Source organism: Flagellimonas sp. MMG031, assembly GCF_040112705.1.
Lineage (GTDB): Bacteria > Bacteroidota > Bacteroidia > Flavobacteriales > Flavobacteriaceae > Flagellimonas.
Genome location: NZ_CP157804.1, coordinates 389735 through 413060 on the forward strand (window position 1 = coordinate 389735; position 23326 = coordinate 413060).

The window sequence follows — 23326 nt, forward strand, 5'->3', positions numbered from 1 at the left end:
ATTTGAATGTGAACGAAATCGATCAGTATATAAGTCAGTTTCCTATGGAGGTCCAAAAGCAATTACAGCGTATACGGACCATCATCAAAAAGGCAGCGCCCGATGCAGTGGAGCAAATAGTTTATGGTATGCCTGGATACAAAACTAATGGCAAACCTTTGGTTTACTTTGCCGGATATAAAAACCACATCGGTTTTTATGCAACCCCATCGGGACACGAGGCATTTCAAAAAGAGCTTTCAAAATACAAACAAGGAAAGGGTTCCGTACAGTTTCCTTTGAACCAGACTATTCCTTTTGACCTCATTGAACAAATCGTTAGGTTTAGGGTCCAAGAGAACGCAGAAAAATCATGACGCCAAACATAACAACTTTACCCAAGATCCATTTAATAGGCCAGAACATCAAAACATCCTTTGCCAACGACAAAACCGTTGAGCTCTGGCGCAATTTTATGTCTCGTAAAAAAGAAGTACGACACCAAAAGGACGATAATCTCTATTCCGTTGAAATCTACCCCAACTCTTCCTTTTTTGATGCTTTTGACCCGACAAAGACATTTGAAAAATGGGCGGCTATTTCAGTTTCCAAAATAGAAGAAATACCAAAGAACATGGAAGCCTTGACCATACCCGAAGGACTGTATGCGGTATTCAATTACAAAGGAAAGCCAAGCGAGGCCATGGATACCTTCCAATATATGTATGGGGAATGGCTGCCAAATTCAGCATACGAGATGGATGGCCGACCATTTTTTGCACTCATGGGTGAAGCTTATAAAGGAGAGCATCCAGACTCGGAAGAAAGCTTTTGGCTTCCGATAAAGCATAAGTCATAGTTCAACACCTTTCCTTTAAATCCAACTTTGAAAATTGAAATTTTATTTAGATATTTATCTAAATAACTAAATGAATGAACAAACTGTTCAAAGCCCTCAATGATGAAACTCGAAGACAAATTGTGGAACTCCTTAAAGAAAAGGATATGAATGCCGGGGAGATTGCAGAAAGATTTGATATTTCAAAACCGAGTATTTCGCATCATTTGGACATACTGAAGCAAGCCGACTTGGTGAGTAGCGAAAAAAGGGGGCAGTTTGTGGAATACTCCCTCAACACCACCATTTTGGAAGATTTGATCAACTGGATACTAACCTTAAAGAAATAAATTATGAATCTTAAAAAGGAACTACCGCTTATCGGAATCGTGCTGCTACCCTTTGTTTACTTGGCCTATGTTTGGAACCAACTACCGGCCCAAGTACCTATGCACTACAATATTGAGGGCGAAATAGACCGATATGGCAATAAGTCAGAACTCATCTTGATTCCAATTATGACCTCGTTGCTCATCTATCTGATTTTTTTGGCAGTTCCCTATATTGACCCCAAAAAACAGATTCAAAAAATGGGCGGCAAGTATGATACCTTAAAATTTATCATCACCACATTCATGTCCATCTTGGCGCTGTTCATCATCTATACTGCCAAAAATCAAACTTTGACAGACCCAGATTATATTTTATTAGGCTGTGGAGTTCTCTTCCTTATTTTAGGAAATTACTTTAAAACCCTAAAAGCGAATTATTTTATCGGTATCCGAACTCCATGGACCTTGGAATCTGAAAGTGTCTGGAAGGCGACCCATAAACTTGCCGGTAAAATTTGGTTCTTGGGCGGGCTGCTCATCATCCTATCCTGTCTCATTCTGGATGGCAAAACCAACTTTATTGTTTTTATATGCATAACCGCAATAATGGTATTGGTACCCGTGCTGTATTCCTATCTATTGTTTCGGAAACAGGAGGCGTAATTTCAATCATTCGACAAAAGCACCCCCAAGGTTTCCCACTAATCCGTATCTTAGATGAGCTATTGAAACCTATCATGAAAAGACTTGTCTTCCTTATTTTCCCCATTTTGATTTTTTCCTGTGTTGAAGACACAAAGCAAGAGGTAAGTTCCATCGACCCCGTGAACTGGAACAATAGAATAGCGTCGATTTCTGTGCAAGATTCACTAATGCAAGGCATTTCCTATCTATCCGTGTATTCGGAGATTTACAGCGAAACGGAACATCGCACGCATAATTTGACAAGTACCATCAGTATGCGAAATACCAACCTAAAGGATACCATCTACATCAATAAGGCCGAATATTTTGATACCGAGGGAAGTCCCATCCGTAGCTATTTTGAGGAACCCATCTTTATCAGGCCCATGGAAACCGTGGAAATTGTAATCGATGAAAAGGACCGCTTGGGCGGAACAGGTGCTAACTTTCTTTTTCATTGGTCCATAAAACCCACCTCCAACGAACCTTATTTTGAAGGGGTCATGATTTCCACCTCGGGCCAGCAAGGCCTCTCCTTTACCACCCAAGGACGACGGGTGGAATAAGCTGAACACGTACAAATATCATAGTTTTACTCCCTCAATTATAGTATCTTGTCTATTGAATTTTTGGGAAATCCCATCCCAATTGACAAACATCAAGACTATGACCGATTTACAGATTGCCAAAGGTGTTTCATTAAAACACATCTCTTCCATTGCCCAAAAATTCGGAATCAACCCCGAACAGATTGAAATGTTCGGAAAATACAAAGCAAAGCTTCCACTAAAGGCCATCAACCGCGAAAAGGCACAACAAAGTAATTTGGTTTTGGTATCGGCCATTTCGCCCACACCTGCGGGAGAAGGGAAAACCACCATGTCGATAGGTCTATCCGAAGGCTTGAACCGCCTAGGAAAAAAATCCACCGTTGTTTTGCGTGAGCCATCGCTGGGACCCGTTTTTGGGATTAAGGGCGGAGCTACAGGTGGTGGTCATTCCCAGGTACTGCCCATGGAGGACATCAACCTGCATTTTACAGGCGATTTTGCGGCCATCGAAAAGGCGCACAACCTCTTATCGGCCATTATCGACAATAATATTCAAAGCAAAACCAACTCCTTGATGCTCGATCCACGTACCATTGGATGGAAACGGGTGATGGACATGAACGATCGTTCCTTACGCCATATAATTGTTGGCTTGGGTGGAACTACTTCTGGCGTTCCCCGGGAAACGGGTTTTGATATTACCGCAGCATCCGAGATTATGGCCATTTTATGTTTGGCCGAAAGTCTGAGCGACCTCAAAACACGATTGGGCAATATATTCGTTGGTTACACTTATGATAAGAAACCCATCTACGCCAAGGATTTAAAGGCCGAAGGGGCCATGGCAGCACTATTGAAGGATGCCATTAAACCGAATTTGGTACAGACCATTGAAGGGAATCCGGCCATTATCCATGGAGGCCCCTTTGCCAACATTGCCCAGGGAACCAACTCCGTGATAGCTACGCTAATGGGGATGTCCCATTCAGAATACACCGTGACCGAAGCAGGGTTTGGATTTGATCTCGGAGCCGAAAAATTCTTTGATATCAAGTGTCAAAGTGCTGGCTTGACGCCAAAGGCGGTTGTACTCACCACGACCATTAGAGCCTTAAAATATCATGGTGGTGCCGATTTAAAATCGTTGACCGAACCCAATGTGGCTGCCTTGAAAAAAGGATTGCCCAATTTGGAAAAACACTTGGAGAACATCGGAAAGTTTAAGGTGGTGCCCGTAATTGCCATCAATAAATTTACTACCGACACGGATGAAGAAATCGCCGTCATTAAAGAACTGGCAGCATCCAAAGGTGTACGCGTAGCGGTTGCCAATGTTTGGGCCAAAGGTGGCGATGGTGCCGAAGAATTGGCAAAGAACGTCATCGATATTGTGGATTCAGGTGCTTCTGCATTCCAACCGCTTTACGATTGGAAGTCTTCCGTGAAGGAAAAAATATCCACCATTGCCACCGAAATCTACGGAGCAGAATATGTGGATTACACGGCCAAGGCCAAGGCTGACCTTCGAAAAATTGCGGATTTGGGGCTGGAGCAATTACCCGTTTGTATTGCCAAGACGCAGAAATCACTATCCGACAATCCGAAGCTTTTGGGTAGACCCAAGGATTTTATCATCACGGTACGCGAAATAGAAATAGCTGTAGGCGCGGGATTTTTGATTCCGATTACAGGCGACATTATGCGCATGCCCGGATTGCCAGCGCATCCAGCATCCGAGAAAATCGACATCAATGATGATGGCGAAATTACAGGTTTATTCTAAATCTAAATGGTTTGCAATGTCATCTCGAGAGGAGTCGAGAGATCAAAATCTTAGCACTAAAACAGGTCTCGACTGCGCTCGACCTGACACCTTTTATAAAATTGTAAGCTTAGATTTTCTGCAGCCAATAGCGCATATCCACTTCCTTGGAGATGATATCTTTCACCTCTGAAAGTTTTACGCGTTTTTGTTCCATGGTATCCCTGTGGCGGATGGTCACTGTATCATCTTCCAAGGTTTGATGGTCCACGGTCACACAGAAAGGTGTTCCTGCAGCATCTTGACGACGGTAGCGACGCCCCACGGCATCCTTTTCATCATACTCTACATTAAAATCCCATTTAAGCTCATCCACCAACTTTTGTGCGACTTCAGGCAAACCATCACGCTTAAGCAATGGTAGAACAGCCACTTTGTTCGGTGCGAGCACTGCTGGAATCTTAAGTACGGTGCGCGTAGTCCCGTTTTCCAACTCTTCCTCTTGCAGAGCATGGGAGAATACCGCCAAGAACATACGGTCTAATCCGATAGAAGTCTCCAACACATAAGGTGTATAGCTCTTATTTTCCTCATGGTCGAAATACTGGAGTTTTTTGCCCGAGTACTCTTCATGCTTGCCCAAATCGAAATCCGTACGGGAATGGATGCCTTCCAATTCCTTAAATCCAAAGGGGAACTTGAATTCAATATCGGCGGCAGCATCAGCATAGTGCGCCAATTTCTCATGATCGTGGAAACGATAGTTCTCCTCTCCCATACCCAAAGAAAGGTGCCACTTCATCCGTTTTTCCTTCCACGCTTCGTACCATTCCATTTGTGTGCCCGGTTTGATGAAGAATTGCATCTCCATCTGTTCAAACTCACGCATACGGAAGATAAACTGACGGGCCACGATTTCGTTACGGAAGGCTTTTCCTGTTTGGGCTATCCCAAACGGAATTTTCATCCTTCCCGTTTTCTGTACGTTCAAAAAGTTGACAAATATCCCTTGTGCGGTCTCCGGACGTAGATAAAGGTCCATGGCATTGTCTGCAGAAGCGCCCAATTTGGTACCGAACATCAAGTTAAACTGCTTGACATCGGTCCAGTTTTTTGATCCTGATAGTGGACAGGCAATCTCCAACTCCTCGATCAGGGCCTTTACATCGGCCAAATCCTCTTTGGCAAGGGATTGTCCCATTCGCTTAAGGATACCGTCAGCCTTTTCCTGATAATCCATCACCCGCTGATTGGTAGACATGAATTGCTCCTTATCAAAACTGTCACCGAATCGTTTGGTGGCCTTGGTCACCTCTTTGTCGATTTTGGCTTCGATTTTGGCTACGTAATCCTCGATAAGGACATCGGCACGGTATCTTTTTTTGGAATCCTTGTTATCGATCAATGGATCGTTGAAGGCATCCACGTGGCCTGAGGCTTTCCAAGTGGTAGGATGCATAAATATGGCTGCATCGATGCCCACGATATTCTCATTGAGCTGCACCATGGCCTTCCACCAATATTCGCGAATGTTTTTTTTTAGCTCCGCCCCGTTCTGACCATAGTCGTAAACAGCGCTGAGTCCATCATAGATCTCACTGGATTGAAATACGTATCCGTACTCCTTTGCATGGGAGATAACCTTCTTAAAAATGTCTTCCTGATTTGCCATTGGGCAAAAATAGAATTTTACCCAAAAAGTAGTATGTTATTTCAGCTGAAATTCGGTGGAAGCCAACAATCTTTCGTCCTCGAATACATTTAGGGTGTAAATTCCCTCTGCCAAAGAACCTTCGGGCACGGTAATGGCGTCACAGATACTGATTTCCTTCCCAGTGTACACAATTTCCACCTTTTTGCTGTAGGTGTTGCCACTCACTGAAATGGTGCTGGCATTGTCCTCGATGATGGCCATATTCGGGTCCAAAAACTGCAGGTAGAGCACCTTAATGTCTCCTTTGGAATTGGGATCACTTAAGATGGTGACACATCCCCGTAACTTCTCTATTACCGATGCCTTGTTGGTTTTGATGGGACGGCCGGCCCGCAATCTAAAACCGCTTCCCTCGGCATCCTGTAATTTCAGGTAACTTTTAATACGTAATTCCCTTGTCAACTCCTTATTGGTCTCCCGCAATAACGATTCGGTCTGTTGCATGCTGCTGGCCCTTCCCCTGAGCTCTTCCAGTTGCTTAATGGTCTCGTTGTACTTGTTTGCCAAGAGGCTATTGTTGTACCGAAGAAAGTTGTTTTTTAGCTTAAGGCTGTCAAATCTCAACTCCAACTTTCTCAGTTCCTTTCGTGTCTCCTTCAGTTTGGTGATGCTAAAATTGAGCCTACCTACGGAATCCAGCAATTGCTGTACCCTAAAACGAGAGGTCTGTAGTTCGATTTCGTTGACCTCGTTCAACCCGGACAAACGGTCCACTTCGGCACGCATCAATGTCAAATCCTTGACCAAAAGTGATTTTTCTTCCTCTAGGTAGATCATTTGGTTTTTGGACTGGGCGTAGCTGTAATAAAATGCAATAAGAATCCCCACAATTACCGCAACCATAGCGGCAAAGATAATTTTGTAGTTAAAAGTGTTATCTTGGGAGTTCATGGGGTTGACAGACTACGCTAAAAATGTATAAGATTTGACACCAAAAAGGTTGGCTAAGATAATAAACGAGATTAACAACATCCTATTGCCAAGGGCATGTTTTGGATGTAATGCCCAATTATTTAGGGGAGAACACGTTTTGTGTGCCGTTTGTCGACATGATGTGCCACTCACCGATCATAACTATCTGGAAGAAAACGCTGTGGACCGCATATTTTATGGTAGAATTCCCATAAAAAAGGCGGCATCTTTCGTTTATTTCTCCAAAAATGGCCTAGTAAAAAATGTACTGCATTGGCTTAAGTACAAAAATCAAGAACAGATCGGTGGTTTTTTTGGGGATTGGTGCGGCACCCTTTTGAAAGAATCTGGCCAACTGAAGGATATTGATGTTGTAGTCCCGGTTCCCTTACACCCCAAGAAATTGAAAAAACGGGGGTATAACCAAGTGGCATTGTTCGCCCGCCACGTAGCGCAGCATATCGGAGCGGATTATTGCGACAATTGGCTGATTAAGACCAAGAACACCAAAACCCAGACCAAGAAAGGCCGGCAAACGAGATGGGAAAGTTCCAAGGACGCCTTTGCCCTCGACTTTTCCAAAAATATCTCCTATACAAGAGTTCTATTGGTCGACGATGTGATCACAACGGGTGCCACCATCGAGTCCTGCGCTCGGGCCTTGCTGCAGGTAAAAGGATTGGAAGTTTCTGTTTTGAGTATGGCGGTGGTGCCAGAGGGTTAAATTTTGCCAATGCGGTATCGCATTTTTTAAATTAGTTGTTTCTTTGTTCCACAATGTTTTCGGCATGGTTTATTTGAAAAAATCGTTGGGACTTCTTTTTTTCGCATTTATGGTGATGGCCCTTTGGCAATGCGCCAAGAGAGGTTCTCCCAGCGGCGGTCCCAAGGATACGACGCCCCCCCAGTTGGTAAGGGCCGAACCAGAAAACTTTACCACCAATTTCAAGGCAAAGAAAATACGCCTCTATTTCGATGAGCTTATCAAACTGGAAGATGTCCAAAACCAGTTGGTCGTTTCGCCCCCATTTAAAAACCCAGCTACCATAACACCCATGGGTGCTCCCAGCAAGTATATCGAAGTGGAGATAAAGGATACGCTGAGGGAAAACACTACTTACACCATTAATTTTGGACAAAGTATTGTAGACAACAACGAAAAAAACCCAAACAGTTTTTTGACCTATGTGTTTTCGACAGGAGATTATTTGGATTCCTTGACCCTGACCGGGGCTGTTTCGGATGCGGTCAATCTTAAGGCAGATGAATTTATCAGTGTGATGCTCTACGAGATGGACAGCACCTACACAGATTCCACGGTGTTCAAACAGCCACCTTTGTACATCACCAACACTGGAGATAGTTTGCCCTTTTTTGAACTAAAAAACCTGAAAGGGGGTAAATACGCCCTTTTTGGGCTCAAGGATGTGAACAAAAACAATATGTTCGATCAATCCCAGGATAAAATCGGTTTTATTGCCGATACCATTACCGTACCAACAGATTCCATATATGTATTGAACCTGTTTAGGGAACAGCTTAATTACAAGGCATCGGTACCCAGTATGGTGGCCAAGAACAAGATCATATTTGGATACCAAGGAGATTACAGGGACATGGTCATCGAATCCTTGACCACCTTGCCGGACTCTGTGAGCACTACCCTTTTAAAAGAAAGGGACAAAGACACCTTGAATTATTGGCTTAGCCCGACAGAATTGGACTCGATTATCTTCACTGTTCAAAACGACAAAGTCGAGGCCATCGATACGTTTACGGTAAAAATGCGTGACCTTCCCATGGATTCCTTAAAACTATCCACCTCTGTAACGGGGAAGTTCAATTTTGAGGACAAATTCAGCATATTGGCTAATACTCCCATTGTTGCGTTGGATACCAGTCAAGTTTCTCTCAATGTGAGCGATTCCATTCCCATGCCTTACACTTTTGTCTTGGATACCCTTAAAAACAAGGTAGATTTTGATTTTGAGGTAGAGCCCAATCAAAAGTATTCCTTCTCGCTACTGCCCGGTGCCATCACTGATTTTTTTGGCATGCAAAACGATACCCTGGACTACAACCTATCAACTGGAAGTTTTGCCGATTACGGTAACCTTAGGATGATTTTCGGTAGCGACGTAACCTATCCCATCGTTGTGCAGTTGACCAATGAAAAGGGTGTGGTGCAACGCGAAATAGTCGCCTCGGAAGCACAAACCTTTGAATTTAACCATCTCAACCCCGGGAATTATATCGCCCGCGTTATTTTTGATTCGAACGGAAACGGAAAATGGGATACGGGAAATTACTTGAAAAAACAGCAGCCCGAAAAAATCAGCTATTATCCTGGTACTATCGAAATCAGAGCAAATTGGGAAAAGGAAGAAACCTTTATTCTATCAAACTAAAGCGGTCCCTGTCCTCCAAAAATCGTAATTGTTTTCTGGTATCTTCGACATGGGCCCTGTCCAAAGTGGCGTAAAGTACCTCTTCCTTTTCGGAATAACATAATTGCTCTCCTAGCACATCGTATACTGCGGAATGTCCGGTATATTCGAAATCAGCACCATCCAAACCTACACGATTGACACCGATGCAATAAGCCATGTTTTCAATCGCCCTTGCTTTCAACAGCGTATCCCAAGCGGCAATTCTTTTCTTGGGCCAGTTGGCTACGTACATCAGCACATCGTAATCCTCCACATTTCTGGACCACACTGGAAATCGCAAATCGTAACAAATCATGGGGCAGATTTTAAATCCTTTATAGTCCAAAATAAGTTTTTCGTTTCCTGCCTCGTACACTTGATCCTCTCCTGCCAAGGTAAAGGTGTGTTTTTTATCATAATGCTTGAAGGAACCATCAGGATAGACAAAAAACAATCGATTGTAAAATTTATCTTCCTCTTGAAAAACAATGCTCCCGACCACGGCCGAGTCCTTGTCCTTTGCCAAAGCCCTCATCCAATCCACCGTAATCTCCCCTTCCGATGGCTCCATATTTCCGGGGTTCATGGTAAAGCCACTGGTAAACATTTCGGGAAGAACAATAACATCCACATCATCTGGTATACTTTCGATTTTCTCATCAAACATCTTCCTATTGCTTACCGGGTCTTCCCAATGCAATGTGGTTTGAATCAAAGCAATGTTCAAGGTTTTGGACATCTAGTATTGTTTTAAGAGTTCCTCCAGTTCCGTGTTTCCTTGTTCCTTGTTCCTTCACCAAGTCCATGGCGGTGTTGCCGCGTGCATCCTTCACCGATGCATCGGCCCCATGCTTTAAAAGCATTTCGGCAATATCCTTTCGGTTAAAAGTGACTGCGTAGATGAGACAGGTAGCGCCCATAGCGTTTTTTTGGCTTACATTGGCACCAGCATCAATCAGTTTTTGGGCAATATCCGTATAGCCCTTAAAGCAAACTCCCATAAGTGCGGTATTGCCCGAACCATCCAAGGCATCTACTTTGGCACCTTTTTTTAGTAAAAAATCTACCAAATCGGTATGGCCATAATATGCGGCCAACAATAATGGTGTGGAGCCCCTTTCATCTTTGACTTCCAGCAAAGCTGGGTCGTTGTTCAGTAGCTTTTGTACGGTCTCCAAATTGCCCGACCGTATCTGATTGAAAAGTTCCTGCTTGTTGTTCATAGCTCTGGGAAAGTTATAAAAAAACTGCCATAACCTTGTGGGGTCATGGCAGCATTTAATTCAATTTTCTTTTTCTATTCACTCGCTCCGGTGGACCTAGGCCACATCGAAACGATCTAAGTTCATTACTTTGGTCCATGCGGCAACGAAATCTTTTACAAATCGCTCTTTGTAATCGCTGCCCGCATACAATTCGGCCAAGGCACGTAGCTCGGAGTTGGAACCAAAAATAAGGTCTACACGGGTTCCGGTCCATTTTACCTCTCCGGTCTTACGGTCCTTACCTTCAAAAACCTCTTCGGCTTCGGATGTTGCTTCCCACTGGGTCGCCATATCCAAAAGATTCACAAAGAAATCATTGCTCAAGGTACCGGGCTTGTCTGTAAATACACCATGGTCGGAACCATCAAAATTGATGTTTATGGTTCTCAAACCACCCAAAAGAACGGTCATTTCAGGAGCGGTCAAGGTCAATAGCTCTGCCTTATCCACCAACATGGTCTCTGGCGTGGTCTCAAAATTTGGCGCAAAGTAGTTACGGAATCCATCGGCCTGAGGTCTCAACCATTCAAAGGATTCAACATCGGTCTGGTCCGCGGAAGCATCGGTACGGCCCGGTGTGAAGGGTACGGAGACATCATAACCAGCATCTTTTGCGGCTTTTTCGATACCTACTACACCTCCCAAGACCACCAAATCGGCCATGGATACTTTTTTGTTTCCAGATTGCTCATCATTGAACCCTTGCTGAATCACTTCGTAGGTGTTCAATACTTTCTTCAACTGTTTTGGATTGTTGACTTCCCAATCAATTTGAGGGGCCAAACGGATACGTCCGCCATTGGCTCCACCGCGTTTATCAGAACCTCTAAAAGTAGAGGCTGAAGCCCATGCTGTTGAAACTAGTTCTGACACACTCAATCCGGCGCTTACGATTTTACCTTTCAAATTGGCAACATCGTCATCGTTAATAGTTTCGTAATCCGCCGCTGGAATGGGGTCTTGCCACAACAGTTCTTCTTCTGGCACTTCTGGTCCATACAATACGGCTTTGGGTCCCATATCCCTGTGGGTCAACTTGTACCAAGCACGTGCAAAGGCATCTGCAAACTCATCTGGGTTTTCGTAAAACCTACGTGAAATTTTTTCGTATTCCGGATCTACGCGCAAAGCCAAATCCGTAGTGAACATCATTGGAGCGTGCTTAAGGTTTGGGTCGTAAGCATCTACTACGGTTCCTGCTCCACCGCCATTAACGGGTTGCCATTGTACATCTCCTGCCGGACTTGTTGTTTTTTCCCATTCGTAACCAAATAGGTTTTCAAAATAGCCCATATCCCATTTGATGGGGTTGCTGGTCCAGGCGCCTTCCTCACCATCGGTAATGGTATCGGGTCCTTTTCCTGATTTGAAATCGCTCATCCATCCAAATCCTTGATTGGCCATGGCAGCACCTTCTGGCTCTACGCCTTTGTGTTCATGTGGTCCCGCTCCGTGTGCTTTACCAAAGGTATGTCCTCCAGCAATCAAGGCTACGGTCTCCTCATCGTTCATAGCCATACGGCCAAAGGAGTTCCTGATGTACTTCGCTGCTTTAAGAGGGTCTGGGTCTCCGTTAGGTCCTGCTGGGTTAACATAGATTAATCCCATATGGTCAGCAGCAAGGTTACCTTTCAACATACCGTCATCATCGTGACGCTCATCTCCGACCCATACTTTTTCAGGACCCCAGTTTGTGGCTTTGTCAGCTTCCCAGTCGTCCCTACGTCCTCCGGCAAAACCAAAGGTTTTGAAGCCCATGGACTCCAAAGCTACGTTTCCGGTCAACACCAAAAGGTCGGCCCAAGAAATTTTGTTCCCATATTTTTGTTTGATGGGCCATAACAGTCGACGTGCTTTGTCCAAGTTGGCGTTATCCGGCCAGCTGTTCAATGGGGCAAAACGTTGTTGTCCTCCAACAGCTCCACCACGGCCATCCTGTACCCGGTACGTACCGGCAGCGTGCCATGTCATACGGATAAAAAATGGTCCGTAATGTCCGTAATCTGCAGGCCACCAATCTTGGCTGTCTGTCATCAAATCGGTAAGGTCTTTTTTTAGGGCATCCAAGTCGAGTGACTTAAAGGCTTCCACATAATCAAAATCCTCACCCAAAGGGTTGGTCAGGTTCGAATGTTGGCGCAAAATGCCCAAGTTTAATTGCTCTGGCCACCAATAATCAATGGAAGTTCCTTCCCCTGCAGCTTGGTTCATCGCATTGAGGTGTGGGCACATGCTTGCATCAGCCCCGTTTGCCAATTCTTTACTCATGATTGTATCGTTGTTTTATATTAATTTTCAGTTCCTTAAAGATACTAAATTGCTTGCCTAGACCATAGACGTTTGATATTAATATATTATTAAAACATAGTTTTTCTCTATTGGTTTTACCTCCTTTGATCGAGTTCCTTGATTTTCTATATTTTCCTTAACACTATTTGGCAAACCCTTTCCAAATTGGAGCAAGTTGTTTGGTTACTTTTGATTGAACCTTAATAATGACACGATGAAATTGATAAGAATATGTGCCCTGGCAACCCTATTGTTAACAACAACCGTTGCCTCGGCCCAAAGTAGAAAGGACCAAAAGATTATGCAGGATGCCCAAAAGGCCAAAACGACCCTACTGGAGACCAGTCCGGGATTGGAACGCTTTTTTGAAGATTCCGCTGGCTACGCAATTTTCCCGAATGTAGGGAAGGGTGGTTTTATCATTGGCGGGGCATCCGGTAACGGCGTAGTCTACGAAAATGGCGAAGCAGTGGGCATGGCCGATTTGAAAAAGTTGAACATTGGACTGCAAGCGGGTGGTCAGGCCATTATCGAGGTCATCTTTTTTGAGACCGATGTGGATTTACAGCGCTTCAAAACCGAAAAATTCCAATTTGCGGCCGAGACTTCGGCGGTTGCCCTAAAATCCGGTATTGCGTTTAATGCCAAATATAAGGATGGCGTAGCCGTTTTTGCCCTGCCCAAGGCCGGCCTAATGGCCGACGCCTCGGTTGGTGGACAAAAGTTTGGGTACAAGGCTTTTTAATTTTTTTGAACGCATCGCTTAGAGACCGCACTATAAGGTGATACGATTTTGACTTTGTCAGGTTGAGCGCAGTCGAAACCTTTTGATTATTAACACACTTTAAGTTCTCGACTTCAGTCGAACTGACAGAAAATCAGCTTTTGGTCACCAATTTTATTGCAATTGGGGCATCAACGGATATTGTTCTTGAAGTTCCTGAATCATTTTGTTTCGTTTTTTCTTTCGTTTTATGGAAGATAAAAATAAGGGCAGGGATACCCCACTTCAAATGTTCCCAGAGCCATGAGTCCTCCACCCACAATAACTTGCCCAGTATTCTCACATATATGGGTATCATTACAATCGCTATCTTGGTTGAAGATTATACTGCCTGTAGTTAAAAACAACAAACCCAGTCCTGCAAAACCCGCACCCATGACCAGGTTGTTCTTTCTTTTGCGATTCTCGTTCAAAATATCCAATAGTTGCTGTTCATTAGCCTCACTTTGTGCCAACAGATAGGTATGGTTCAACCCCCACTCCTCCAATCGCTGTTGTTGTTTGGGGGAAAAGTCTTGTGCGCAGCTATGAGTTAGGCCGAAGAACAATACTGCAGCAGTAAAAACAATTTTGCTTTTCATAATTAAAGAATTAAAATGTAATTGGGGTATGCTGCGCAATATGGTCACTCCCGCACACCAGGAGTAAAATCCTCGGGGGCGTTCTGGGGCTGTTGTATGGTTCCCGCCTCTCCGGTATCGTTAAAGATAGTCCATTCCGAAAAAGTATACACAGGGTTTGCGGTGGTAATTTCGATGTTCCGTACCGCACGGCCATCCTCAAATTCGTGATTGGTTCCGGAACCATCCTCTCCAATGACCCCAAACGCATCAATGACGGTCCCAAAGGGGTCCACAAGCTCCAAATTATCGTCTCCATTGGAATCGGCAGGACTGTTGGTGGATACGCCCAAATCGGGAGGAAAGCCATACACCAGTTCAAATTCGGAGGCGTTGGGGGATATCACCAAGGTGCTTTCGCCGTTGATTATGAAACCTGTTAGGTCGATGGTGGAACTCACCTCCGTATTGTCGTTGGTATACCGTCGCAGCGTCCACAGGTTTAAATCCAGCGGTTCTTCGCTCGCATTGTACAGTTCCACAAAGCGTGCGCCGGAATTGTTGTCCGGGTCGGCCAATTCCGAAATAAAAATACGATTGGAAGTAAACTCGGTGATGATTTCCGGACAGCGGTCATTGGTAAAGGACACATCTTCCAAACTACGGATAATCAACTGAGGGGACTTTCCATCTTTGGTGATTATGGCCGTTAGGGTTCCATTGGTTTGCGGTAATGGCTCCGCCTGAAAATCGGAGTAGCCACTGTTCAACAAGGTGATTTGATTTTCCGCACAATCCATCAAGATGCGTTCGGTTTCTTCCTCGGGAATGGCGTAGGTTTCACCCAAAATATCTTCTGCAAACTCCAATGAATCCAACTGCACCAATATTTCCGAAGGAATACTGTCAATTTCCGCGATAGTCGTCTTGAGCGGTTGAATCGTACCCGGCCCTTCACAGGAGGTAAATACGTGCTCCAACACCTTTCCTCTGGGCAATCGACCTACCGAGAGGTTCCCAAAAGAGGAGAACACCCCTCCCAACTCAAGCGAAGTTCCCCTTCGGTCCAGATAGAGTTCTTTCAGTTTGATATAAACTTTGCTCCCAACTGGATATAACAAATGGGATTCACGCAAGTCCACCTCCAAGCGAATTCCTCCCGAAGGATTGGCAGGGCTGTCCTGTAGGTAAAGTACATTAAAAAAATTACCTGCTTGGTCGGAAGAAATCACATAGCCCTCCAGTACCAAATCTTCCTGAATCTGCACCACATCGTCTTGAACCAGCGAATCCAAAGCGGCAAAAGTGATGTTTGCGTTGATATCCGTAGTGCAGTTGGCTTCCAATGTTCCAAATTCACGGCCCTCCACGCAGCTCAATGCTAGGATGACCAATACAATTCCGATACTCTTTAACACTAAATTTTTCATGGGATAATGGATTAAAAGCTGATAGCCAAATTCAAAAAATAGGTGCGTCCGTAACTGTACCAATACTTTGGCGCGAAAGAAGGGGAACCGCTCTGATTGTCCTGCCGCAACTGCCCAAAGTTCCCGTTACGGCTCTGCTCATAGCCTCCTGTACGGAAAATCGTATCGAACAGATTGTTCACACTGGCAAAAAGGCTGATGTATTTTCCGCCCACCAGCCACGATTTGCCACCCACTAGATTGAGCAGGTAGATGTCCTCCAACTTTTTTTGCCGCAGTAGATGGCCCACATTTTCCTCGGTGGCATCGGGAAAAGCTTCGCCCGTTTCGGGGTCAATCAAAAAACTGGGGGTTCTGGTGATGGCGGAAAGGTTGATATAGTTATTGGTGAGGTAATTGGTCGTTGCGCTGACCCACCAATACTTTGGCGAACGATAGGATACGCCTAGAGCGATGGCGGTTTGTGGGCCTTGTGCCAGTCTGAGGTCCTTAAGGTCGGCAACACCCAAATCAATGGTACCTTCGGGCGCAATCAGGTCCTCTTCGGCTCCAGCCGTGTCAAAATTAATTTGAATGGATGGGTCACTGGCATAGGTATACTCGCCAAAATTTCCCGCGGCGGTCAACTTTACACTGGAGGACGCCTCATATTCAAACCCGAATTCAATGCCCTTGTGCAACCTATCCAATCCAGTAATGACCTCCTGCACAAAATCGGAACCCAATCCGGAATCCACGAAAAAGAAATTGATGTCGGTGGTGTGCTGAAACCGCGTATAAAAAGCACTTATACGACCTGTTAGATTGGGCAATCGGACAAAATAGCCCAAATCCACACTGCTTATAGCTTCCTGCTGCAAATCAGGCACTGTTTCATTGTTCTCCCTTGGGTTGATGAATATATTCTGAACAATGGGTGGCCGTTCCATCTGCGCCGCAGTCGCGGTAATCCAATGTCGTCCGTTCAGGAAATAGGTCAAACCAGCTTTGTACGATAGATTGGAAAAAGAAATTTGATTGCCAGGGCCAAAGGAATTTTCCAGATAACGCTCGTTGGTAAAGAAACCGTTGCGCTGTACCTGCTGATTGGAATATGCGGCCGAAACAAACCCATCCCATGTTTTGGAAGTCAGTTGAAGCTGTGCATAGGCTTCCATTTGGGAAGCGTCCAAATTATAGTGATAGTTGAACTTTTCGCCTTCCGTTTTCTGTAAATCGCCTTGGGTATCGTTCAAGGTATCGGAAAAGGTATCCAAATCTTCATGGAATGACGCGCCCAACAAATCTTGGATTTCAGCAAAGTTTTCGGAGGAAGTACTCCTATAATTTCCTCCCAAACCAAGCTGTATCAAATCACCAAGGTGAGCGTTGAAACTTGTAGATACCGTTAAAGTCTTATCTTCTGTTACATCATCATAGAGCAGGTAGGCTGCTTTGTCAGCATTATTGGTATTAGCGGTGTAGAGTTGCTCCCAATTGAGTTGCGGGTCTTCCAAAAATGCCTCTTTGGCCAAGTTGGCATTCACGAAATCCGCTCCTATGGAACTGTTGATGTAGTAGCTCGGCAAATATCTGTAATAGGTCGGGTCGGGATTTGGGGCGTTGTAATATCCCAGCCTACTGCGTGAATTCGTACCTGTTTGATAGGCAAATCCAAAATTCCAATCCACTTTTTTGGTATCAAGCGTATAGTTGAGCAAAAAAATCGGTTCAAATATCTCCCGCTCCCTTGAATTTCTGATAATCCCGTCTTGATTGCCCCAGTAGGGATTATACCGGGCACCCATCAAATCAAAGACTTCTTCGGTCATGGCAGAGGAACGCCCCCTTCGATTGCGCGCCAAAATTGAGGTAAATGCAATGCTGTTCTTGGGATTGAACTGATATTCCAAAGCTCCAAAAAAGGAATACGCATCGTACAAGGTGCCTTCCACATAACCTTCATTGGCCCATCTGCGCGAGGCCGATACCGAATACGAAAGTCCGCTTGGCCGTTCCCCCGAATTATACGTGGCCATAAGCCTGCCATTGTAGGTTCGGTTGGAAAGGGATGAAGACAAACGTAAGCCTGGGCGAAGACCAGATGGCCGGGTATTAATGTTGGTATTCCCCAAAATTCCACCAAACAAATAGGGGTTGATGGAAAGGCCGTTGGTAAATTCCTGATTGCGGACCACATCGTTAAGTCCGCCCCAATTGTTCCACTGCGGCCTGCCATCAAAGAATTTGTTCATTGGAATTCCATTGATGAGCACCATTCCATTTCGTGAATCGTATCCTCGGACCTTAAAAAAGGCCTGTCCAAAATCAAAAGCGGCACGATTTAAAAAAATATCACGGGTAGACTGCAACAATCCCATGGTACTGGAAACGGATTCAAAGTCATCGGAAAGGTCTCCTTCGGTAAGTGTAATCAGGTTATCCGTTTGTTCACGGGCAATGTCTCTTTCCAAATAAATAATGCCCAAATCGATGGGGTTTCCATCCAAATAAATGGAATATCGCTTGGTGATGAAATCCAAGGCCGAAATTTGGAGCATCTGTTCTCCTGTTTCCGATAAGTTTAGTTCAAACTCACCCTTTGCATTTACTGTAAATTGTTGGGAACTGCTTTCCAAAATGATGTTTGCATTGGAAATGGGAACATCCAACCCCTTGTCCATTAATTGGCCTGTAACCCGTGTACGTTGTTGCCCGTACAGCACTTTGCAACAACAGAGTACAGCCCAGAGTACGGCTAGTCTCATAGCTTATTGTAGGTTAATGAATAAAAAAGGGGTTGTAATTGCTGTACAAATTGCAAGAAAGCGTACAATCTTACTTATTTTAGCTACAAAATCAAAATAGAATGCGATTATTAATATACCTACTTGTATTAATATCGACCTCACTTTACGGACAAAAGTCCAAGACATACATCATTAGGACCGTTGCTTTTTACAACTGTGAAAACTTGTTTGACACGGTAAACGACTCCCTTACCTTTGATGACGACCGAACGCCTGAGGGCCGTTATCACTGGACCCGGGAACGGTATCTCCAAAAATTGGACAATCTCTCCCATGTAATTTCCCAAATTGGGGCTGACACCTCCAAAACTTCCCCGGACATTGTGGGGCTTTGTGAAGTGGAAAATCTGGATGTGCTTGAAGATTTGGTCCAGCATCCGAATTTGCGGGACAAGGATTATGGCATCATCCATTTTGATTCCCCCGATGAGCGGGGCATTGATGTGGCCTTACTTTACAAAAAGGCTTCCTTCATTCCTTCATCCTTTAAAAGCCATAGGCTTTTATTGTTTGATGATCTAGGGGAACGCAAATATACGAGAGACCAGTTGGTGGTAGGTGGCACCATGGATGGCGAAAAGTTCCATTTTGTGGTGAACCATTGGCCCTCCCGAAGAGGTGGGGCAGCCAGGAGCGAACCTTTTCGTGTACGGGCGGCATTGCTGAACAAGCGGATTATCGATTCCATACAAACGTTGGACCCAGATGCTAAAGTTATCGCCATGGGCGACTTAAACGACGACCCCATTGACAACAGTTTGAGAACCATTTTGAAAACCAAAGGAAAGATAAAGCAGTTGGGCAGTTTGGACCTGTACAATCCCATGGAGGCACTTTATAAAAAGGGCATTGGTTCCCTCGCCTATCAAGACAAATGGAATTTGTTCGATCAACTGTTTTTCACCTCGAATTTGGTGGCGCAAGACCGTACTAATCTTTCCTTTTGGAAAGCGGGTATTTTTGCGCCTGCCTTTGTGCGAACGGACCAAGGGCGCTTTAAAGGCTATCCGCTACGCACCTACTCAGGTGGTAGCTACACGGCTGGGTATAGCGACCATTTTCCTGTGTATTTGTTTTTGTTGAAGGAAGCAGAGTAAGATTCCCGCCTCCGCGGGAATGAAATTAAGCGAACCACTGTGCCCATGGGATACGGCTCAAAATAAGCAGCAAGCCTAAACCGTAAAAAATGGAAATGGTCTTAAACTTTCGCTGGCTTTCCATGAACTTTTTGTGCCTGGACCATCCGATGGTAATCAAAACTAAGGCAATGATGTTTGTAAACGGATGTTCCACGGCCAATAGGCGCGCCGGAGCGTTCAATCCGCTCATTCCAAGGGTTTGGATGGCTTTGAATCCATTTCCGGAGACAAAATATAGAATAAGCCCAATCAACAACTGGATATGGCTCAGAATCAAGGCGAACAAACTGATACGAAAGTCCTTTTGCAGGGTAAAATCCTTTTTGCCCAACCAGCCAGCTATCGCATTCACGACGGCCAATACTAAAACGGCCAGCACCACATAGGCCAAATAAGAGTGTAGGTTCTTGATGATTTCCATTAGGTAGAATTTAAGTGGTTTAAAAATACGGAATTTTAGAGATAAAAAAAGCCCTTCGCGATGGCGAAGGGCTTTAATTCTATATTTAATATATCCTTAGTTAAAGATATATCTAATACCCAATTGTGCTTGCCATCTGGATGACTGAATACCTCTATCATCGAATTCGATGAAGTCAGGGTTTCCATTTTCATCCATTACACCTTGGTTGATACTGAATACAGGAGTGTCTCCTGTAGAAACAGTTGTCAACGGGCTAACAGAGCTTCTCACGAACTTCAATCGACCCCAATCTTTGTTCAAAAGGTTGGTGAAGTTGAAAACATCAGCAGAAAGCTGGAAGGTGTGCTTGGTATTTCCAAACTTAATCTTGAAATCCTGAAGAACCTTCAAGTCAAGAATATGGCTCCATGGACCTCTTTCAGCGTTACGCTCAGCATAACCTCCTCTGTTTTCGTCCAAGTAATCAATGCTGCTTATGAAATTATCCAATTGCTCCCATTGAGCCGCTTGCTGCGCCTCGTCGCCAGAGAATTGAATTTCAGAAGCATCTCTTGGGATGTAAATCAAAGCATTGTCCCTTGAGTCATCGTTCAACAAATCACGTCCTTCGTTATACGTAAAGCTGTATGGAGCGTTTTGTGATCCAGTGTACAGCAAAGCAACGGTTGTGCTTACGTTCTCGTTCCAATCCAATTGGTAAGAAACATTGGCCAAAATTCGGCTACCACCAGCAAAATCGGAACGGGTAACAGGCAAGTTGGAGTTTTTACCGTTTACCGTTAGTATGTTTCTCCATTGAGAACTGTTCTGTGAAGAAGTACCATCGAAAATTTTGTTGGACTCACTGAAAGAGTAGGATACCGAACCTGCAAAACCGTTATCGAAAGGCTTAGTCAAGGTAAAGGTAGCCGTTGTGGCATTACCCCCTCCTGTATTTGATGCTAAATAAATACCTTGGTATGTACCGTCAATTCGATTGCTACGATTGTAAAACGGACGGTTGTCAGCACCTTGGTAGAATCCTTCTGGTCCACCGATATTCAAGTTCTCATAATAGATGTCATTGATTACATCTGTGTACAAGAAGTCAGCAGAGGCAATCAAGCCCCACCAAGGAAGTTTCTGGTCGATGGCAAAGTTATACTTCATAACCTGAGGTAGCTGGAAATCAGCTGAAATCAAGTCAATGTTTCCACCAACACCACCTGAACCTGGAGCTGGGTCTTCAAATTGGTTGTTAACGTCGGCTTCAAATGGTTGTCCAAACTCGAACATGAATCCACCGGTAACACCATTATTGTTGTAGCTACCACCTGGCCATACCAATGGCAATCTAGAAGTAAATACCCCAAGACCCCCACGAATTTGAGTGGTTCTATCTCCATTTACGTCCCAGTTGAAACCTAGACGAGGAGAGAACACGGCATTGCTAATCTGCTGTCCAACACGAGCACCTTGAAGGTCTTTTCCAGCAGCTTCCAATAATCCTACTGTACGAGTATTGAAGTCTTCATTTACAGGACCGTCTCTCCATACAGGAATATCGATACGAGCACCAAAACTCACTCTGAAGTTATCGGTAACATCAACTTCATCCTGTACGTAAACTCCATACTGCTCCGTTTCAAAATCAGCAGAACCTGCAGATTCATCACCAGTTATACCGTTACCGACCAAAGAATACCCATGCTGGTACACGTCAGCATTCTGACCTGTCAAGAACTGGTTCAATCCAGAAGAAAGTAGATTGCCCTCATCATCGAACTGATCTTCGAAGGTATAATCCCCGTAGTTATAGGCAAAGAACAAGTTCTTTACCGTTGCAAATTCCGCGTTGGCCCCTAGTGTAATGGTGTGCCTTCCTGCGTAAATATTGAAGTTGTTGGTAATAGTCAAATAGTCAGTATTCAACAAGTTGGCGGTAGAAAATGGCTCAGAACCAAAGGAGATGAATCCGTCTCCATCTTGGATGTCAACTGTTGGGAAAGGCTGTCCAAAAGGATCCCTGTCATCACGTACGGCAGTAAAGCCTACTACCAAGTTATTACTGAATTTATTGCTGAAACGAGAGTTCAACTCCAATGCAGTAGAGTTGGTTGTAGATTCAAAAAACTCTGAACCGTTTATGAAACCAATGTTTCTGTTACCGGAGTTTCTTGCTTCCAAGTTTTCCGCACCAACATAGCTGTGACGCAAAGAAAGGTTGTGGTTTTCATTGATGTTCCAGTCCAATTTGGCCACCAATGTATTACTTTCCAATGTACGGGTGTTGTTATCAAAAATACCAGGATTGTATCCGTAGGTATTTTGAAGGAATGAACTCAACCCTGCTAGATCTGCCTCAGAAGCACGACCTGTGTAGTTGCTGAATGTAAAAGGTTGAGGAGTTTCAGTTTCACCTCTTTCGTAGTTCACAAAGAAAAAGAGTTTGTCCTCAATAAGTGGACCACCCAAACGAACACCATAGGTGTTAGCAGAGAATTCCGCTAGTTTTTCTCTATCATCTCCTTCATTTACCAATGCACCTGGCGTTTTTCCCGCCAAAGATTCATTTCTGGTGAAGTAGTATGCAGATCCCTCAAATTCGTTGGAACCTGAACGGGTTACTGCGTTGATGGAACCTCCGGAGAAACCAGACTGTCTTACATCAAAAGGAGCGATGTTGATCTGGAATGTTTCAATCGCATCAACGGAAAGTGGGTTTACCCCTGTCTGTCCTCCGTTGGTACCGGAACCTGCCAAACCAAACACGTCATTGTTTACGGCACCATCAATATAAATGGCATTATAACGGTTGTTCTGACCAGCAAGTGAAATGGAAAAACCATCATCACCTTCAGACAGCTGTGCTTGTGGTGTTAAACGCACAAAATCCGCCAATGAACGGGAAGCTGCAGGAGTGGTAGCCACTTGTCGCTGTGAAATGTTTGTTTCCGTACCTGTTTTGTTGGCACCAAAAACCCCACTTGATACTCCAGTGAGTACCACTTCGTCCAATGCCGTAGCTGCTTCTGCCATTTCGACACTGATTCTTTCGGTAGAACCAAGGTTTAAGAAGACATTTTCCTTTACGATTTCATTAAAACCGACATAGGAAATAGTTATGGTATAAGGTCCACCGGTTCTCATACCTGAAATACGGTAGAAACCATCAAAATCGGTAGCAGCACCATAGACTGTCCCGGATGGCACGTGTTCTGCAACGATTGACGCACCCGGCAAAGGCTCTCCAACGTTGTCCGTTACCTGACCTCCCAAAGAAGACGTGGTAACCCCTTGTGCAAATGCTGTTGCGGTAAAAAGAATGGCCGCAATAGCCAAGTAGATTCTTTTCATTTAATTCAGTGTTTAAGTGTTTAATTAGCGCTGCAAATGTGATCCATTTTTGACACACTGCGATTAAGCCAAAGTTAAAATCATGCAAATATACTTAACACTAAATTAA

General features: G+C 44.5%; 20 protein-coding genes. 10 read left to right on the plus strand and 10 right to left on the minus strand.

Features of this window, described 5'->3' with window-relative positions:
- Nucleotides 1-8 precede the first annotated feature (8 nt).
- From ABNE31_RS01690 to ABNE31_RS01715, 6 genes are all read left to right on the plus strand, one after another.
- Nucleotides 9-356, plus strand: a complete 348-nt coding sequence (locus tag ABNE31_RS01690) for a DUF1801 domain-containing protein (RefSeq protein WP_313790878.1) — start codon at nt 9-11, stop codon at nt 354-356.
- Entirely contained in the window at nt 353-838 is a 486-nt protein-coding gene (locus tag ABNE31_RS01695) for a GyrI-like domain-containing protein (RefSeq protein ID WP_349352127.1), read from the plus strand. Before ABNE31_RS01690 ends, ABNE31_RS01695 begins: the two co-directional genes overlap by 4 nt.
- A gap of 74 nt (nt 839-912) precedes the next feature.
- Entirely contained in the window at nt 913-1167 is a 255-nt protein-coding gene (locus ABNE31_RS01700) for an autorepressor SdpR family transcription factor (protein WP_179383042.1), read from the plus strand.
- 3 nt (nt 1168-1170) lie between these two features.
- Nucleotides 1171-1812: an SdpI family protein gene (locus tag ABNE31_RS01705; protein ID WP_306012515.1), complete on the plus strand. Its 642-nt coding sequence runs from the start codon at nt 1171-1173 to the stop codon at nt 1810-1812.
- Between the two features lie 74 nt (nt 1813-1886).
- Entirely contained in the window at nt 1887-2399 is a 513-nt protein-coding gene (locus tag ABNE31_RS01710; protein ID WP_349352128.1) for a DUF3124 domain-containing protein, read from the plus strand.
- 100 nt (nt 2400-2499) lie between these two features.
- The gene (locus ABNE31_RS01715) at nt 2500-4167 is read left to right on the plus strand and encodes a formate--tetrahydrofolate ligase (protein ID WP_349352129.1); all 1668 of its coding nucleotides are present in this window, start codon (nt 2500-2502) and stop codon (nt 4165-4167) included.
- 109 nt (nt 4168-4276) lie between these two features.
- On the opposite strand, the gene ABNE31_RS01720 is transcribed toward ABNE31_RS01715, so the two are convergent.
- Both ABNE31_RS01720 and ABNE31_RS01725 read right to left on the minus strand, forming a co-directional pair.
- Nucleotides 4277-5818, minus strand: coding sequence for a glycine--tRNA ligase (locus ABNE31_RS01720; protein WP_349352130.1), 1542 nt, complete (start codon nt 5816-5818; stop codon nt 4277-4279).
- A gap of 36 nt (nt 5819-5854) precedes the next feature.
- Nucleotides 5855-6751 carry a hypothetical protein gene (locus ABNE31_RS01725; protein WP_293280760.1) on the minus strand — a complete coding sequence of 299 codons (897 nt, stop codon included), beginning with the start codon at nt 6749-6751 and terminating at the stop codon, nt 5855-5857.
- Between the two features lie 49 nt (nt 6752-6800).
- On the opposite strand from ABNE31_RS01725, the gene ABNE31_RS01730 reads away from it, so the two are divergent.
- Both ABNE31_RS01730 and ABNE31_RS01735 read left to right on the plus strand, forming a co-directional pair.
- Nucleotides 6801-7496, plus strand: coding sequence for a ComF family protein (locus tag ABNE31_RS01730; RefSeq protein WP_349352131.1), 696 nt, complete (start codon nt 6801-6803; stop codon nt 7494-7496).
- A 64-nt stretch (nt 7497-7560) separates the two neighbouring features.
- Nucleotides 7561-9180: an Ig-like domain-containing protein gene (locus tag ABNE31_RS01735; RefSeq protein ID WP_349352132.1), complete on the plus strand. Its 1620-nt coding sequence runs from the start codon at nt 7561-7563 to the stop codon at nt 9178-9180.
- Here the strand turns inward: ABNE31_RS01735 and ABNE31_RS01740 are convergent.
- The 3 genes from ABNE31_RS01740 to katG all read right to left on the minus strand — a co-directional run bounded on the left by ABNE31_RS01740 (nt 9164) and on the right by katG (nt 12734).
- Nucleotides 9164-9940, minus strand: a complete 777-nt coding sequence (locus ABNE31_RS01740) for an amidohydrolase (protein ID WP_349352133.1) — start codon at nt 9938-9940, stop codon at nt 9164-9166. The two genes, ABNE31_RS01735 and ABNE31_RS01740, sit on opposite strands and share 17 nt — an antisense overlap.
- Nucleotides 9873-10424 carry an ankyrin repeat domain-containing protein gene (locus tag ABNE31_RS01745; RefSeq protein WP_349352134.1) on the minus strand — a complete coding sequence of 184 codons (552 nt, stop codon included), beginning with the start codon at nt 10422-10424 and terminating at the stop codon, nt 9873-9875. The genes ABNE31_RS01740 and ABNE31_RS01745 overlap by 68 nt, the downstream gene beginning before the upstream one ends.
- 96 nt (nt 10425-10520) lie before the next feature.
- Nucleotides 10521-12734, minus strand: coding sequence for a catalase/peroxidase HPI (gene katG / locus ABNE31_RS01750; RefSeq protein WP_293286717.1), 2214 nt, complete (start codon nt 12732-12734; stop codon nt 10521-10523).
- A gap of 235 nt (nt 12735-12969) precedes the next feature.
- Here katG and ABNE31_RS01755 point away from each other — a divergent pair, with 235 nt between their 5' ends.
- The gene (locus tag ABNE31_RS01755; protein WP_349352135.1) at nt 12970-13500 is read left to right on the plus strand and encodes a lipid-binding SYLF domain-containing protein; all 531 of its coding nucleotides are present in this window, start codon (nt 12970-12972) and stop codon (nt 13498-13500) included.
- Between the two features lie 227 nt (nt 13501-13727).
- On the opposite strand, the gene ABNE31_RS01760 is transcribed toward ABNE31_RS01755, so the two are convergent.
- Genes ABNE31_RS01760 through ABNE31_RS01770 form a run of 3 tightly spaced genes read right to left on the minus strand, consistent with a single transcriptional unit; the run spans nt 13728 to nt 18276 of the window.
- A complete protein-coding gene (locus ABNE31_RS01760; protein ID WP_349352136.1) occupies nt 13728-14120 on the minus strand; it encodes a hypothetical protein in 393 nt (130 codons plus the stop codon).
- 44 nt (nt 14121-14164) lie between these two features.
- Nucleotides 14165-15529, minus strand: coding sequence for a DUF5689 domain-containing protein (locus tag ABNE31_RS01765; RefSeq protein WP_349352137.1), 1365 nt, complete (start codon nt 15527-15529; stop codon nt 14165-14167).
- An 11-nt stretch (nt 15530-15540) separates the two neighbouring features.
- Nucleotides 15541-18276, minus strand: coding sequence for a TonB-dependent receptor (locus tag ABNE31_RS01770; RefSeq protein ID WP_349352138.1), 2736 nt, complete (start codon nt 18274-18276; stop codon nt 15541-15543).
- Nucleotides 18277-18377: 101 nt separating this feature from the next.
- On the opposite strand from ABNE31_RS01770, the gene ABNE31_RS01775 reads away from it, so the two are divergent.
- Nucleotides 18378-19415, plus strand: a complete 1038-nt coding sequence (locus tag ABNE31_RS01775; RefSeq protein ID WP_349352139.1) for an endonuclease/exonuclease/phosphatase family protein — start codon at nt 18378-18380, stop codon at nt 19413-19415.
- 25 nt (nt 19416-19440) lie between these two features.
- Here the strand turns inward: ABNE31_RS01775 and ABNE31_RS01780 are convergent, their stop codons facing one another.
- Together ABNE31_RS01780 and ABNE31_RS01785 are read right to left on the minus strand one after the other, a co-directional pair.
- Entirely contained in the window at nt 19441-19878 is a 438-nt protein-coding gene (locus ABNE31_RS01780) for a hypothetical protein (protein ID WP_349352140.1), read from the minus strand.
- Nucleotides 19879-19974: 96 nt separating this feature from the next.
- Nucleotides 19975-23217, minus strand: a complete 3243-nt coding sequence (locus ABNE31_RS01785) for a carboxypeptidase regulatory-like domain-containing protein (RefSeq protein ID WP_349352141.1) — start codon at nt 23215-23217, stop codon at nt 19975-19977.
- Nucleotides 23218-23326 lie beyond the last annotated feature (109 nt).